This window comes from Flavobacterium sp. P21, assembly GCF_050632225.1.
Lineage (GTDB): Bacteria > Bacteroidota > Bacteroidia > Flavobacteriales > Flavobacteriaceae > Flavobacterium.
This window is the reverse complement of record NZ_CP192585.1, coordinates 3,625,194-3,640,829: the sequence shown is the minus strand read 5'-3', so window position 1 is coordinate 3,640,829 and position 15,636 is coordinate 3,625,194. Positions and strand designations below refer to the sequence as shown.

At 40.2% G+C, this 15,636-nt stretch carries 7 protein-coding genes, 2 tRNA genes and 3 rRNA genes; 11 read left to right on the top strand and 1 reads right to left on the bottom strand.

Going from position 1 to position 15,636, the window contains the following annotated elements:
• Positions 1-18: 18 nt before the first annotated feature.
• From ACQ9BO_RS18275 to ACQ9BO_RS18250, 6 genes are all read left to right on the top strand, one after another.
• Positions 19-1,956, top strand: coding sequence for a RagB/SusD family nutrient uptake outer membrane protein (locus tag ACQ9BO_RS18275; protein WP_431241893.1), 1,938 nt, complete (start codon positions 19-21; stop codon positions 1,954-1,956).
• Between the two features lie 289 nt (positions 1,957-2,245).
• A complete protein-coding gene (locus ACQ9BO_RS18270) occupies positions 2,246-3,106 on the top strand; it encodes a glycoside hydrolase family 16 protein (RefSeq protein ID WP_431241892.1) in 861 nt (286 codons plus the stop codon).
• Positions 3,107-3,109: 3 nt separating this feature from the next.
• Complete coding sequence (locus ACQ9BO_RS18265; RefSeq protein WP_431241891.1) at positions 3,110-4,189, top strand: glycoside hydrolase family 43 protein; 1,080 nt, start codon at positions 3,110-3,112, stop codon at positions 4,187-4,189.
• A 126-nt stretch (positions 4,190-4,315) separates the two neighbouring features.
• On the top strand, positions 4,316-5,344 hold the full coding sequence (locus ACQ9BO_RS18260; RefSeq protein ID WP_431241890.1) for a glycoside hydrolase family 43 protein: 1,029 nt from the start codon (positions 4,316-4,318) through the stop codon (positions 5,342-5,344).
• 1 nt (position 5,345) lies between these two features.
• Positions 5,346-7,361 carry a DUF2264 domain-containing protein gene (locus tag ACQ9BO_RS18255; protein WP_431241889.1) on the top strand — a complete coding sequence of 672 codons (2,016 nt, stop codon included), beginning with the start codon at positions 5,346-5,348 and terminating at the stop codon, positions 7,359-7,361.
• 141 nt (positions 7,362-7,502) lie between these two features.
• The gene (locus ACQ9BO_RS18250; protein WP_431245154.1) at positions 7,503-8,783 is read left to right on the top strand and encodes a serine hydrolase domain-containing protein; all 1,281 of its coding nucleotides are present in this window, start codon (positions 7,503-7,505) and stop codon (positions 8,781-8,783) included.
• A gap of 8 nt (positions 8,784-8,791) precedes the next feature.
• Here the strand turns inward: ACQ9BO_RS18250 and ACQ9BO_RS18245 are convergent, their stop codons facing one another.
• Positions 8,792-9,151 (bottom strand): hypothetical protein, encoded by a 360-nt coding sequence (locus ACQ9BO_RS18245; RefSeq protein ID WP_431241888.1) that lies wholly within the window; start codon positions 9,149-9,151, stop codon positions 8,792-8,794.
• A gap of 1,149 nt (positions 9,152-10,300) precedes the next feature.
• On the opposite strand from ACQ9BO_RS18245, the gene ACQ9BO_RS18240 reads away from it, so the two are divergent.
• The 5 genes from ACQ9BO_RS18240 (at position 10,301) to rrf (ending at position 15,488) form a co-directional block, all read left to right on the top strand.
• A 16S ribosomal RNA gene (locus ACQ9BO_RS18240) occupies positions 10,301-11,816 on the top strand.
• A gap of 126 nt (positions 11,817-11,942) precedes the next feature.
• Positions 11,943-12,016, top strand: a tRNA-Ile gene (locus ACQ9BO_RS18235).
• Positions 12,017-12,123: 107 nt separating this feature from the next.
• A tRNA-Ala gene (locus tag ACQ9BO_RS18230) sits at positions 12,124-12,197 on the top strand.
• A gap of 127 nt (positions 12,198-12,324) precedes the next feature.
• Positions 12,325-15,206 (top strand): 23S ribosomal RNA (locus tag ACQ9BO_RS18225).
• 172 nt (positions 15,207-15,378) lie between these two features.
• Positions 15,379-15,488: ribosomal RNA gene (gene rrf / locus ACQ9BO_RS18220) — 5S ribosomal RNA — on the top strand.
• Together the 16S, 23S and 5S rRNA genes with 2 tRNA genes alongside form the textbook arrangement of a ribosomal RNA operon.
• The last annotated feature ends 148 nt before the right edge of the window (positions 15,489-15,636 follow it).

The window sequence follows — 15,636 nt, the reverse complement described above, 5'->3', positions numbered from 1 at the left end:
CAAGAATAGCGCCTTTAGTTGCGGTTGCTCGCTCTTTTTGTCTCTTGTTCGGAGGATTTTCTCGAACCAGATCCGCTTTCGTTTTACGAGCCTGAAACTACATTTAGTACTGAATCTGGATTGCAGGCCGTTTTAGCAAGTGCTGATAAACAGCTTCGTAACAATTATATTCATTATAATAGTGCCAGCAATAGCGTGCCTATTGGTACGGAATATGTTTTTTCTGATATGGCAAAATACGGAAAAACAGATAACAGTAGTACTATCGCTGATTTTGCCAATACGATGGTGCCAACCATGAGCTATAAAACAGCAACAAATGATGATTTTTATTTCGGATTTTACTGGACAGAAGCTTACACCGGAATTAAACATGCCAACACCGTATTGACGTACATTGATAAGGTGACAAGCTTAACAGAAGATGTTAAACGTAAATATATCGGTCAGGCTTATTTTCATAGAGCATACCGTTATCTTAACTTGGTTTATCAATTTGGAGATATTCCATTGATTACAAAAATTTTGGAAGTTCCAAAGCAGAGTTATTATTCTACTAAAAAAGAAGCGATCATTGAAATGATTACCGCTGATATGGAAAAAGCTGTAGAATGGGTACCCGAACAATCAAAATTGCCTTATTTAGGAGTGGTGAACAAAGGAGCTTGTCGCCAATTATTGATCAAATGTTATTTGGCTTCTGGAAGATTTAAAGATGCAGAAAATCAAGCCGATTTATTGATTAATTCATCTGGATATTCGTTAATGAAAAATTCTTTTGGAACGTTTGATCAAGGAGGAAATCCAACTACTTGGACAATCAGCAGAAATGTAATCTGGGACTTGCATCGACCTGAAAATAAGGTTATTGCTGGAAACACAGAAGCCATTATGGTGATGCCGAATGGTGGAGTTCAATCATTTTTACCTTTTGCCTCAATGAGAATTTTTGGACCAAACTGGAATTCAGCTACTGTTACAACGCCTGACGGAAAACAAGCGACTGGTCGTTTTGCCTCAAACAGTGCTAGTTACCAAGCAAAATATGATTATGCTAGAGCATTAGGTCGCGGTATTGCTACCATTAGTGCTTCTTATTATTCACAGCATCCAATGTGGGTTGTAAATGGTGTAGAAGACAAACAAGATCTTAGACACAATAGTACAGTGGGTAACTGGGTAAATATGGAAGATCTTAAGTACAGTGATAAAACTTCGGCATTCTATCAGCAAAATTTTAGATTGAGAAATGGTACGACTTTATTGTCAAAAGATACACTTCGCGAATGGTTTGATTTTCCATTATACAAAATATATTTACATGATGTTGTAAATGAAACAAATCCAAACGCAACAGATTTTCAAGGAGCGAGTACAGGAAGTAAAGCGCATTGGTATTTATATCGTTTAGCTGAAACGTATTTATTAAGAGCCGAAGCACGTTTTTATCAAGGGAATGTTGGTGGAGTCGCTCAGGATGTAAATGCAGTTAGAACTAGAGCAGGAGCTTCACAACTGTACACTACAGTCACTATTGGCGATATTTGCGCAGAGAGAGGAAGAGAACTTTATTTAGAAGAATGGAGAAATGTCGAGTTAAAACGTATCTCACATTGTCTTGCGCTCAGCGGAAAACCAGATGAATGGGGCCAGACTTATAATAAAACCAATTGGGATAAACAATCCGGTACCGATGCGGCTGGAGGTAGTTACTGGTACCAGCGTATTGCACATTATACGTTATATAACAAATATCCAAGCGGAATTGTGGTTCCAAATGGTACTAAGTTTTATACCATGGACAAGCGTAATAACTATTGGCCAATTCCAAATAGTGCCATAACCGCAAATATTAAAGGTAAATTAAGTCAGAACTATGGTTATGATGGTTATGATCCAAATATTAAAGTTTGGGATAAATGGCAGGATGCAGTCGCAGATGAAAGCCAGCTTTAATACAACTTTTTTGCCTATTTAGTTTAGGTATTGTGTTTTGGAATTAAATAATATCTCTGCTGTAACTACGGCAGAGGTATTATTTATAATAATTATTCAAGCACATTTTAAAGATCAGCATTTTGTTTTCATCGTTGGTCTATTCACAAACAACAAATGTTATATTGATTTAGAACGCATTATTATCGTAAAAAATAATGCTCTAGATTTTTATTGCATCAAATGAACCAAAATCGAAATGTTCTTTTTTCATTTTAAAGAAGAAAAATTTAGATTAAAAAATAAGAAAATGAAATTTTACCTTCTACGTTTTTTGCTTGTAATCGCAGTTCTGACAGTAATTTATGGATTTGTTTCAAATGCAGAAAAAGCGTTTAGGGATAAAAAATACAAATTAGTCTGGAGTGATGAATTTACAACAGACGGAACTCCTGATGAAAAGAATTGGAATTATGAATCTGGTTTTGTGCGAAATGAGGAAAATCAGTGGTACCAAAAAGAAAATGCATACTGCAAAGATGGCTTTTTGATTATTGAAGCGAGAAAAGAAAACAGAGCAAACCCGAATTTTATTTCTAAAAATCATCCTAACTGGAAGAAACAGAGAGATTCTATCAAAGTCACTTCTTCCTGTTTAATTACGCAAGGAAAGCATTCCTGGCAATATGGCCGATTCGAAATGCGGGCTAAGATTCCTGTTGGTAAAGGAATGTGGCCGGCCTTTTGGACTTTGGGCATAGATGGAAATTGGCCTGCAAATGGAGAAATTGATATCATGGAATATTATACCGGAAAAATATTAGCAAATGCGGCATGGAAATCCAATCAGCAAAATACGGCTTGGGACAGTCAAACAAAAAAGCTGAGCGATTTTAGAGACAATGCTTGGGCCGATAAATTTCACATTTGGAGAATGGATTGGGATGCCGATTGGATAAAATTATATGTGGATGATCAATTGCTGAATGAAATCAGTGTGAAAGGCGCAAATCAAAATCCAGATCAAAAAACACTTCCGTTTCAGCGACCACATTATTTATTGGTCAATTTGGCTGTTGGCGGTATAAACGGCGGGGAACTTGCCCCAGACAGTTTCCCGTCAAAGTATATAATAGATTACATCAGAGTTTATCAAAAAAATAATAATTAAAAAATGAGATTAAAATATTCAATCATTATAAGTTTTATCAGCCTATTAATGTATGGTCAAAATAAAGAATTTGTTCCAGGAAAAGAATGGAAAGATACTGATGGCGTTCATATCAATGCTCACGGTGGAGGGATTCTTTTTTCTGAAGGAACTTATTATTGGTATGGCGAATTTAAAACCGCAGGAAAATCAGGAAACACTTCTTTGGTAGGTTTTAGCTGTTATTCTTCCAAAGATTTATATAATTGGCAAAACGAAGGAATTGTATTAAAAGCAGAAGAAAACCCAAATTCTGAAATCACAAAAGGTTGTATAATGGAACGCCCAAAAGTAATTTTCAATAAAAAAACAGGCAAGTATATAATGTGGTTTCATTTAGAATTGAAAGGACAAGGTTATAGCGCGGCAAAAGCGACCGTTGCAATAAGTGATAATCCAAAAGGTCCCTTTAAATATCTTAAATCGTACAATCCTAATAAAGGCGTTTGGCCTATGGATTATAAAAATGAAAATAAAATTGCTTCCGCAAATGAAAGCCAGTTAAAATCATGGAGCCCTGAATGGCTAACTGCAATTGATAACGGAATGCTGGTTCGCAGAGATTTTAATAAAGGCCAAATGTCTAGAGATATGACAGTTTATGTTGATGATAATGAAAAAGCATATTTGATTCATTCTTCTGAAGAAAATTTGACCCTGCATATTTCAGAACTTACAGATGATTATTTGGATTTTACCGAAAAATGGTCCCGAATGGCGCCTGCAGGACACAATGAAGCACCTGCTGTTTTCAAAAAAGACGGGATTTATTATATGATTACTTCGGGTTGTACTGGTTGGGATCCAAATGAAGCGCGCTCTTTTTCGGCAAAATCGATTTTTGGCCCTTGGAAATCACTCGGAAATCCATGCGTAGGCAAAGATGCGGCGCTTACGTTTCATTCGCAAAGTACTTATATTCTTCCAGTTCAAGGAAAAAAGATCAGTTCATTTTCATGGCCGACCGTTGGAAACCTGAAAATCCAATTGATGGCGGTTATATTTGGTTGCCAATTACAATTGCAAATGAAAAACCTGTTTTGAATTGGTTTGACAAATGGAATTTAACAATTTTTGCAAAAAAACAATAAAAATATAGTAGTTGTTAATGTTGGTAAATTAATAAATTGCAGTTGCTTGTTAATCTTAATTGTTTTAAAAAATCTGAAAATGAAAACATTACAAAATTTTTTTATACAGAAATTAGGCCTTATTTCTCTTATGGTTCTCTGTTTTTTATTTTTTTCAGCGGTACATGCTCAGAAAAAAAGAACAATAAAAGAAGCAATTCCTTTAGACTCAATTAGATTGAGCGATCCTGCTATTTTAGCAGATAAGAAATCCAATATGTATTATATGACTGGAACAGGGGGCTTACTTTGGAAAAGCAAAGATTTAAAATCTTGGAGTGGTCCTTATGATATTGTCAAAACAGATCCAAATTCATGGATGGGACCGAACCCTATGATTTGGGTCGCTGAATTACATTTGTATAAAAATAAATATTACGATTTTGCCACTTTTACAAATCGTGACAAAAAAATAGATACAGTTGCTGGTAATGTTATTGAACGTCGTGCAAGTCATATTTTAGTGAGCGATAAAGCAGAAGGACCTTACGTTCCCGTGAAAAATAACATTTATTTGCCTGCTAATAAACCAACACTTGACGGTACATTTTGGGTTGACAAAAACGGGAAACCCTATATGATTTATTGTTATGAATGGTTGCAAAATGGAAATGGAACCATTGAAAAAATAGAACTTAAACCAGATTTAAGCGGTTCTGTAGGAGAGGGAAAATTACTTTTTAAGGCAAGCGATTCGCCTTGGAGCAGAGAGAAAGATGCAAAAGGCAATGATAAGCCAAATAAAGTTACTGATGGTCCTTATTTGTTTACAAGTGGAACTGGCCGTTTGGGAATGATTTGGACCAGCTGGATTTATGACGTTTATACGCAAGGAGTAGCCTATTCTAAAAGCGGTACTTTAGACGGTCCATGGATCCAAGAAAAAGATCCTATTACGCCGCCAAATTTTGGACATGGCATGTTATTTCAAACTTTTGAAGGAAAATGGCTGATGTCGGTTCACAGTCATAAAAAAGTAGATGGCAAAACAGTCAGAATTCCGAAACTTTTTGAGGTTGATTTGGCTGGAGATAAATTAGTGGTAGTAAAAGAATTGCAAAGTTTTTAAAATGAATCAATTAAAAGTATTATTGTTTTTGACTGTTATTTTCGGCCAGTCTTTATTTTCTCAACAAAAGGAAAACACGGAAAATGTATTTCAGGTAAAAAATCCTGATTTCAAAAATAGTCCCTATACCGGAATGACCAAACAGCATTGGCGAGATGCGGCATTGTATTTGCTTGAAGGAGCATTTACTTATGTTCATTCAATTGATGATCCAATGAAATTTCCAAAACAAGAAGGCAAAAGTTATCCAGCAAATGAATCTCAAGTTCCAACTGAAAAACTGGAAGGCCTTTGCAGAACATTATTTATAGCATCGCCGTTATTAAAAGAAAATCCGAATTTAGTAATCAACAATATTGAAGTTGCGGATTATTATCGATATCAAATAGGAAAATTGACAGATCCAACAAGTGCTTCATATATAGAGCCAAGAGGAAAAAATGGAGGTCCAAGCCAAAAATTAGTTGAATTTGGAGCTTTGGCGCTTTCGCTTATGACAAATCCAGATGTTCTGTGGAAACCGCTTCCGCAAAAGCAAAAAGACGATTTGGCAAAAATAATGCTGAGTTACGGAGACGGCCCGACAGTGGATTCTAACTGGAAATTCTTCAACATTTTTGTACTGAGTTTCTTTAAAGACCAAGGCTACAGCGTTAATGAAAAATTGCTTGTTGAATATTTAGAAAAATCTCTGAAACATTATCGAAGCAATGGTTGGTACAATGATGCTCCAGCTTTTGATTATTATAGTATGTGGGCTTTCCAGATGTATGGAACGATTTGGTCAGAGTTTTTCGGGAAAAAGCATTATCCCGAATTTGTAGCTAAGTTTGCTTCAAATTTTGGTGATCTAAAAGACAATTATCCTTATTTATTCAGCAAAAATGGTGAAATGATTATGTGGGGAAGAAGTATCAGTTATAGAACTGGTGCTGTTGTTCCTTTTCCGTTAATGGGATTTTATAACGATCCAAATACTAATTATGGCTGGATGCGCAGAATTTCGTCGGGCGTAATAAAGCAATTCTTAACGCATCCTGATTTTATGAAAGACAATGTACCAACGCTTGGTTTTTATGGCGCTTTTGAGCCAGCAGTTCAAAATTATAGCTGTCGTGGAAGTGTATATTGGATGGGGAAAGTCTTTTTAGGATTGTTGGTGCCAGATAATAATCCATTTTGGACAAGCAAAGAAAATAATGGAGATTGGGATACCAAGTTCAAAAAAGATGAAGTTTACAATAAATATCAAGGAGATTCTCAAATCCTGATTACAGATTACCCTAATATCGGTGCTTCTGAAGTCAGAGCGTGGTGTCACGAAAAAGTAAGCAGTGATTGGCAGAAATTTAGATCGACAGAAAACTATAACCGATTATCCTATAATAGTGCTTTTTTATGGCAGGCAGATGGAGAAAATGGAGAAGTATCGATGAACTATGTCATTAAAAACAAAAAAGAGCAATGGGAAGCATTTAGATTATACACTTTTAAAAAGTTTGAAAACGGAATTTATTACAGAAATGCAGTTTTAGAAACAGATGAAAATATAAAGTTTAATCTAGCCGATATTCCGCTTCCAAACGGAATTTTAAGAGTAGACAAAAACAATAGCGATAAATCAATTTCAATGCGTTTAGGGCATTATGCGTCGCCAAAATTAGATAAAGAAATCATTACAACTAAAAAGAAGATAGAAGGACATGAAGTTACGATTATCGATAATGGAAAATATCAACTTGCAGTCATTCCACTCCTGGGATGGAGTAAAACTGAAATTGTAAACGCAAAAGGATTGCATCCTGAAAGTAACGAAAGTACAGTCATAAACATAGTAGCAGTTTCCGAGCCAAAAAAATCGAATGTTTTTTCTGTCTTGATGCTTTGGAAAAAATCAGGTGAAAAATGGAGCAAGAAAGAATTGGTTCCTGCAAAAATTACTGATCAGGAAAACGGAAAAGTCGTAATCGAATTTAAAAACGGAAACAATAAGTTGGTTGATTTTAATGAGAAATAGTTGGGTTGTGTATTGAAAATCAGTAAATTGTCTCAGGGTAATTGCTAATGAATAACCAATAAGTGATATGAATAAATTATATTTTCTGCTTTGTCTTTTATATTTAGTTTATACGTATGGACAATCTAAAGAAGAAATGCAATTGGAAAAAACTTAGATGAACTTCTTTCTTCTAAGTTTGGTCCGTTAGAACCTGGTTGTGAAATATTGGTAGCAAAAAAAGGCAAGATTGTTTATAAAAATGCATTCGGAAACGCAAACCTAGAATTAAATGTTCCAATGAAGCCTGAAATGGTTTTTAAATTGGGATCAATAACAAAGCAATTTACTGCTGTTGCGATTTTGCAATTGGTAGAGCAAGGCAAAATTTCTTTGCAAGATAGCCTGCAGAAATTCATTCCTGATTACCCATCAAAATCTAAAACAATAACTATTGAGAATCTGCTGACTCACACCTCAGGAATTAAAGATTATATGCAAATTGACTACAAGGAACCTTATTTGGAAAGAAGAGACTTTGAGCCAAAAGAAATCATCGATCGTTTTAAAAACGTTCCTCTAGAATTTGAGCCAGGCACAAAATACAAGTACAGTAATTCAGGTTATTTTCTCTTGGGGTATATTATTGAAAAGATATCGGGCAAAAGTTATGAAACCTATATGCAGGAAAACATCTTAAAACCATTAGATTTAAAGCAAATCTATTTTGATACTTCTAACAATCTTATTCCAAACAGGGTTAATGGTTATCGAAAAGAAGGTAAAGAATTTAAAAATGCTGATTACTGGAGCATGACCATTGCATATGCGGCAGGTGAACTGATTTCAAATGTAGATGATTTGTTTAACTGGAACAAAGGTTTATATTCCTATAAAATACTTAAAAAAGAAACCTTAGAAAAAGCATTTGTGCCTTTTAAATTGAAAGATGGAAGTACAATAGGATATGGTTACGGTTGGATACTAAAAAATATAAAGGGTATAAAATCAATAGAGCATGGCGGAGCTATAACAGGATTTTTAAGTAATGAAATCTATTTTCCTGAAGAAGATGTATTTGTTGTCGCCTTATTTAATTGTGAGTGTGCTCCAAAAGAAGAATTGTCAGTTGATATTGCCAGTCTCGCTTTGGGAAAAACATTCCAAAATGAAGTAAAAGTTGACGATGCTTTACTAAATAACTATATAGGTACATATACATTATCAATAGATACTAAAAGAACTATTGTAATCACAAAAGAAAATGGGCATTTATTTGCTAAAATTTCAGGGCAAGGAACAGTTCCATTAATTTTTCAATCCGATACAAAATTCCAATTTAAAAATATTCTGGGAGCAGAATGTGAATTTATAAAAGAGAACGGAAAGGTTACAAAATTTAATGTAAGTCAGAATGGGAATTTTGAATGGAAGAAAAAATGAAAAATCTATTAGTTGAGCGTTTCAGTGCTTTCAATTCTTAAGCAATGTTCTGTCCCGAGATAAAGTGGGTTTCCATGTTTTTCAGACCAAAATCCATCAAGAACATCTCTGGTAATACATCTATAAACAGCAACTCCTTTATACGTTTTTCTATCGTCACCTTTATAATTAAAGTTAATGACAAGAATATTGTCTTTAAAAAAGCCTTTCCCTTTTTGTTCTTGTGAATTGTTAATTAACCAATGTGCAATTATTCGATTGTTTTCATCCAAAGTTAAAGTCAAAACACCTTTATAAGTTATTTGATTGCTTTCGTCCTGATTGCTTCCTGAAATAGCATATCTGCCAATTAAATTTTCTATTGTCATCTTAATAGGTAAAAAAAGTGAATAGTATTAATAGAATTTCATTTCAAGCAAATATAAAAAGGATATTTTGATAATATTATCTTCGTTATAATATATAGGTATGCTTATGGAACTTCATTTTTAATTTATGCCCGACAGGTTTCCAAAACCTGTCGGGTTTGTTTTTTGTGTACATATATAGTATAATAGAATAAGAAGCCTTTTAGGGTAGAGGCGCACAGCAGTGCGTCTTATGCACACGATGAAGACTCCTATGTAGATTTCGGATTTGTTCAGGAGCTGTTTCCCGCTATCCGCTTCAATCTTTTTGTGGCTCCCGAAGCCTCGGGACCGCCACAAAAAGGATTTCCTCCCGATGCCTCGGGACTATCGGGGTTATGGCGCCGGTTTTCAGGAGAAATTCATTGAAGGAAAAGACAATCCTGTGATGAAAAACAGAATAAAAAAGTGAAAACTCTGCGTCTTTGTGGCTCTGGGGGATTAAAAAGAGGATCCAAAAGAGATCTTAAGCCTTGTTTTTTCTTCAAAAAGAGTGTCGAAGACTGGGAATTCCATAAAACGGAGAGCAGAAAAGATCCGAAAACAATCAAAAGCATATCATAACTCAGAAAAACGCTACAATGACTCAAAAAACTTTGCTTTGTAAAGAAACGGTTATCAGCAAGTTAGGGAAAAAATAAAAAAAGACCGAAAAAACATTGAAAAAAGCCTTGCACAACTGGAAAAAGGTGCTACTTTTGCACCCGCAACAGCGAAAACGTTCACAGAAATACTGGCAGGCAATAGGAACCAAACGGGAAGAGATTCCTGAGAAAAAAAGTTCAAAAAAAGCTTGCAGGTTTTGAAAAAGCGTTCTACATTTGCACCCCGCAAAACACGGAAAGTTCCTTGAGAGATTGAGAGAGAAATGAGAAAATGGAAGCGAAAAAAAGTTTCAAAATTTTTCAAGTTTTTCTTGCGAGAAACAAAAAGAAGTTTTAGTTTTGCACCCGCTTTGAGAGACAAGCGGAATACAAGAAATTACGTTCGTAGACATATTGAATTGACAGCCGTTCCGATGAGAATCGGAACAAACAGAATAAGAGTAACGGAATCGGAAGATCCGAATATAACCACTAGATAAGCGTCGAATATACATTATTAAAATATACGATGAAGAGTTTGATCCTGGCTCAGGATGAACGCTAGCGGCAGGCTTAACACATGCAAGTCGAGGGGTAGAAGTCTTCGGATTTTGAGACCGGCGCACGGGTGCGTAACGCGTATGCAATCTGCCTTCCACAGAGGGATAGCCCAGAGAAATTTGGATTAATACCTCATAGCATCGTTTTCCGGCATCGGGAAGCGATTAAAGTCACAACGGTGGAAGATGAGCATGCGTCCCATTAGCTAGTTGGCAAGGTAACGGCTTACCAAGGCGACGATGGGTAGGGGTCCTGAGAGGGAGATCCCCCACACTGGTACTGAGACACGGACCAGACTCCTACGGGAGGCGACAGTGAGGAATATTGGTCAATGGGCGCAAGCCTGAACCAGCCATGCCGCGTGCAGGATGACGGTCCTATGGATTGTAAACTGCTTTTGTACGGGAAGAAACACTCCTACGTGTAGGAGCTTGACGGTACCGTAAGAATAAGGATCGGCTAACTCCGTGCCAGCGTGCAGCGGTAATACGGAGGATCCAAGCGTTATCCGGAATCATTGGGTTTAAAGGGTCTGTAGGCGGTCTTGTAAGTCAGTGGTGAAAGCCCATCGCTCAACGGTGGAACGGCCATTGATACTGCAGGACTTGAATTACTGGGAAGCAACTAGAATATGTAGTGTAGCGGTGAAATGCTTAGAGATTACATGGAATACCAATTGCGAAGGCAGGTTGCTACCAGTGGATTGACGCTGATGGACGAAAGCGTGGGTAGCGAACAGGATTAGATACCCTGGTAGTCCACGCCGTAAACGATGGATACTAGCTGTTGGGGGCGACCTCAGTGGCTAAGCGAAAGTGATAAGTATCCCACCTGGGGAGTACGAACGCAAGTTTGAAACTCAAAGGAATTGACGGGGGCCCGCACAAGCGGTGGAGCATGTGGTTTAATTCGATGATACGCGAGGAACCTTACCAAGGCTTAAATGCAGACTGACCGTTTTGGAAACAGAACTTTCGCAAGACAGTCTACAAGGTGCTCGCATGGTTGTCGTCAGCTCGTGCCGTGAGGTGTCAGGTTAAGTCCTATAACGAGCGCAACCCCTGTTGTTAGTTGCCAGCGAGTCATGTCGGGAACTCTAGCAAGACTGCCAGTGCAAACTGTGAGGAAGGTGGGGATGACGTCAAATCATCACGGCCCTTACGCCTTGGGCTACACACGTGCTACAATGGCCGGTACAGAGAGCGACCACCCCGCGAGGGGGAGCGAATCTACAAAGCCGGTCACAGTTCGGATCGGAGTCTGCAACTCGACTCCGTGAAGCTGGAATCGCTAGTAATCGGATATCAGCCATGATCCGGTGAATACGTTCCCGGGCCTTGTACACACCGCCCGTCAAGCCATGGAAGCTGGGGGTGCCTGAAGTCGGTGACCGCAAGGAGCCGCCTAGGGTAAAACTGGTAACTAGGGCTAAGTCGTAACAAGGTAGCCGTACCGGAAGGTGCGGCTGGAACACCTCCTTTCTAGAGCCTTAGTGTTGGTAGCAATACACGCTGAGGAAAAAAGATGCGGACCGGATGGTTTGGGATCCAAGACTGCGCTACTCTTGCTGTCGATTTAAAAAAAATGATAAAACTTAAGAAAAACAGAGTCTCGTAGCTCAGCTGGTTAGAGTACTACACTGATAATGTAGGGGTCGGCAGTTCGAGTCTGCCCGGGACTACTATTTGACTTGAGCAAAGGAAATTCTGGAAGCTGGGATTCGCCAAAAGAGATTAGAGAAGAATCAAGGGATCTAAAATCTGAATTCTAAAATCTGAGATTCAAAATGGGGGATTAGCTCAGCTGGCTAGAGCGCCTGCCTTGCACGCAGGAGGTCAACGGTTCGACTCCGTTATTCTCCACAATCCCGATGGATCGGGAAAAAGTTCATTGACATATTGAGATAAGAAAAATACAAAAAGTAGAAAGCGTTTCTGCCAGCGATGGCGGAAACAAAAAAACGGTCTCGTTTTGAAAACGAGATTGGTACAATAAGCAAAACAAGGGCGCATGGGGAATGCCTAGGCTCTCAGAGGCGAAGAAGGACGTGATAAGGCGCGAAAAGTCGCGGGGACTGGCACACACAGATCGATCCGCAGATATCCGAATGGGGCAACCCGCTATGCTGAAGGCATAGCACACCGATAGGTGGGCAAACCCGCTGAACTGAAACATCTAAGTAGGCGGAGGAGAAGAAAACAAAAGTGATTCCGTAAGTAGTGGCGAGCGAACGCGGATTAGCCCAAACCAGGCATGTTGCGGCATATCTGGGGTTGTAGGACCGCGACATTTCATGCACAAGGAACCGGAAGCTTCTGGAAAGGAGCGCCATAGAGGGTGACAGCCCCGTATGGGCAACGAGTGTAATGGATAGCGGTATCCTGAGTAGGGCGGGGCACGTGAAACCCTGTCTGAATTCGGCGGGACCATCCGCTAAGGCTAAATACTCCTGAGAGACCGATAGTGAACCAGTACCGTGAGGGAAAGGTGAAAAGAACCGTGAATAACGGAGTGAAATAGATCCTGAAACCATGCGCCTACAAGCGGTCGGAGCCCTTAAGTGGGGTGACGGCGTGCCTTTTGCATAATGAGCCTACGAGTTAACGTTGCCGGCAAGGATAAGTGGTTAAGCCATGGATCCGCGGCGAAAGCGAGTCTGAATAGGGCGCTTTAGTCGGCAGTGTTAGACGCGAAACCGTGTGATCTACCCATGGGCAGGTTGAAGCTGTGGTAACACACAGTGGAGGACCGAACCGGTTGACGTTGAAAAGTCTTCGGATGACCTGTGGGTAGGGGTGAAAGGCCAATCAAACTCGGAAATAGCTCGTACTCCCCGAAATGCATTTAGGTGCGGCGCTGATGATAGTTATATAGAGGTAGAGCTACTGATTGGATGCGGGGGCTTCACCGCCTACCAATTCCTGACAAACTCCGAATGCTATATAATGTTTCACAGCAGTGAGGGCTTGGGTGCTAAGGTCCAAGTCCGAGAGGGAAAGAACCCAGACCATCAGCTAAGGTCCCCAAATATATGCTAAGTTGAAAGAACGAGGTTTGTCTGCCCAGACAGCTAGGATGTTGGCTTGGAAGCGACCATTCATTTAAAGAGTGCGTAACAGCTCACTAGTCGAGCGGACGAGCATGGATAATAATCGGGCATAAGCATATTACCGAAGCTATGGATTTTGCGGCAATGCAAAGTGGTAGGGGAGCATTCCGACAGGGCTGAAGGTGTGTCGCAAGGCATGCTGGACCGGTCGGAAAAGAAAATGTAGGCATAAGTAACGATAATGCGGGCGAGAAACCCGCACACCGAAAAACTAAGGTTTCCACAGCTATGCTAATCAGCTGTGGGTTAGTCTGGTCCTAAGGCGAACCCGAAAGGGACAGTCGATGGCCGACGGGTTAATATTCCCGTACTACTAATTACTGTGATGGGGTGACGGAGTGATGAAAGCGCCGCGAACTGACGGAATAGTTCGTTGAAGTACCTAGCTATATTCTCTATAGGCAAATCCGTAGAGAATGGTGAAATACGATAGTACTCGGAGTCTTCGGACAAAGAGATAGTGCGCCTAAGGGCTTCCAAGAAAAACCTCTAAACTTCAGGTAATTAGTACCAGTACCGCAAACCGACACAGGTAGTTGAGGAGAGAATCCTAAGGTGCTCGAGAGATTCATGGCTAAGGAATTAGGCAAAATAGACCTGTAACTTCGGGAGAAAGGTCGCCCCGCCCACGGCGGGGCCGCAGTGAAGAGGTCCAGGCGACTGTTTATCAAAAACACAGGGCTCTGCAAAATCGCAAGATGAAGTATAGGGCCTGACACCTGCCCGGTGCTGGAAGGTTAAGAGGAGATGTTATCTTCGGAGAAGCATTGAATTGAAGCCCCAGTAAACGGCGGCCGTAACTATAACGGTCCTAAGGTAGCGAAATTCCTTGTCGGGTAAGTTCCGACCTGCACGAATGGTGTAACGATCTGGACACTGTCTCAGCCATGAGCTCGGTGAAATTGTAGTAACGGTGAAGATGCCGTTTACCCGCAGTGGGACGAAAAGACCCTGTGCACCTTTACTATAGCTTAGTATTGACCTTGGATAAATGATGTGTAGGATAGGTTGGAGACTATGAGGCGGCGTCGCCAGGCGTTGTGGAGTCATTGTTGAAATACAACCCTTTGTTTATCTGAGGCCTAACCCCGCGGCGCGGGGGACATTGCTTGGTGGGTAGTTTGACTGGGGTGGTCGCCTCCAAAAGAGTAACGGAGGCTTCTAAAGGTTCCCTCAGCACGCTTGGTAACCGTGCGCAGAGTGCAATGGCATAAGGGAGCTTGACTGAGAGACATACAGGTCGATCAGGTACGAAAGTAGAGCATAGTGATCCGGTGGTTCCGCATGGAAGGGCCATCGCTCAAAGGATAAAAGGTACGCCGGGGATAACAGGCTGATCTCCCCCAAGAGCTCATATCGACGGGGGGTTTGGCACCTCGATGTCGGCTCGTCACATCCTGGGGCTGGAGAAGGTCCCAAGGGTTGGGCTGTTCGCCCATTAAAGTGGCACGCGAGCTGGGTTCAGAACGTCGTGAGACAGTTCGGTCTCTATCTACTGCGGGCGTTAGAAATTTGAGTGGATCTGATTCTAGTACGAGAGGACCGAATTGGACCAACCTCTAGTGTATCTGTTGTCCCGCCAGGGGCACCGCAGAGTAGCTACGTTGGGAAGGGATAAGCGCTGAAAGCATATAAGCGCGAAACCCACCACAAGATGAGATTTCTTTTAAGGATCGTGGAAGATGACCACGTTGATAGGCTACAGATGTAAAGGCGACAATGTCACAGTCGAGTAGTACTAATAATCCGTAAGCTTATGTACATCCCTTTTCCCTCCGAGCAATCGGAGGGAGAGAACTTTCTATAATGGATATTGTTTCTTTGTCTCAGTATGTTAAGATATTAGCTCGCGCAAGAGCAGTGACTAGTAAAAAGTAACTAGTGATTAGTCCAAAGCTAATTGCTAATCACTAAAAGCTAATCACTTAAAACCTTAAGGTGGTTATTGCGGCGGGGCTCACCTCTTCCCATCCCGAACAGAGAAGTTAAGCCCGCCTGCGCAGATGGTACTGCATCATTGTGGGAGAGTATGTCGTCGCCTTTCTTTTGAAAACCCTGTCCAATTCGGACGGGGTTTTTTGTTTTATATGGTTTGCGGGGAATCATTAAAACCGGAACTTTCTTTTATGGCCGGAGCCGCGTTAGTGATGGGAGCGGCATCCTTTTGCGGGAACCCGCAACTTTCATCCTCC

Coding starts and splice junctions, on each gene's coding strand:
- ACQ9BO_RS18270 (WP_431241892.1), top strand. CDS start 2,246: ATGAAATTTTACCTTCTACGTTTTTTGCTTGTAATCGCAGTTCTGACA.
- ACQ9BO_RS18265 (WP_431241891.1), top strand. CDS start 3,110: ATGAGATTAAAATATTCAATCATTATAAGTTTTATCAGCCTATTAATG.
- ACQ9BO_RS18260 (WP_431241890.1), top strand. CDS start 4,316: ATGAAAACATTACAAAATTTTTTTATACAGAAATTAGGCCTTATTTCT.
- ACQ9BO_RS18255 (WP_431241889.1), top strand. CDS start 5,346: ATGAATCAATTAAAAGTATTATTGTTTTTGACTGTTATTTTCGGCCAG.
- ACQ9BO_RS18245 (WP_431241888.1), bottom strand. CDS start 9,151: ATGACAATAGAAAATTTAATTGGCAGATATGCTATTTCAGGAAGCAAT.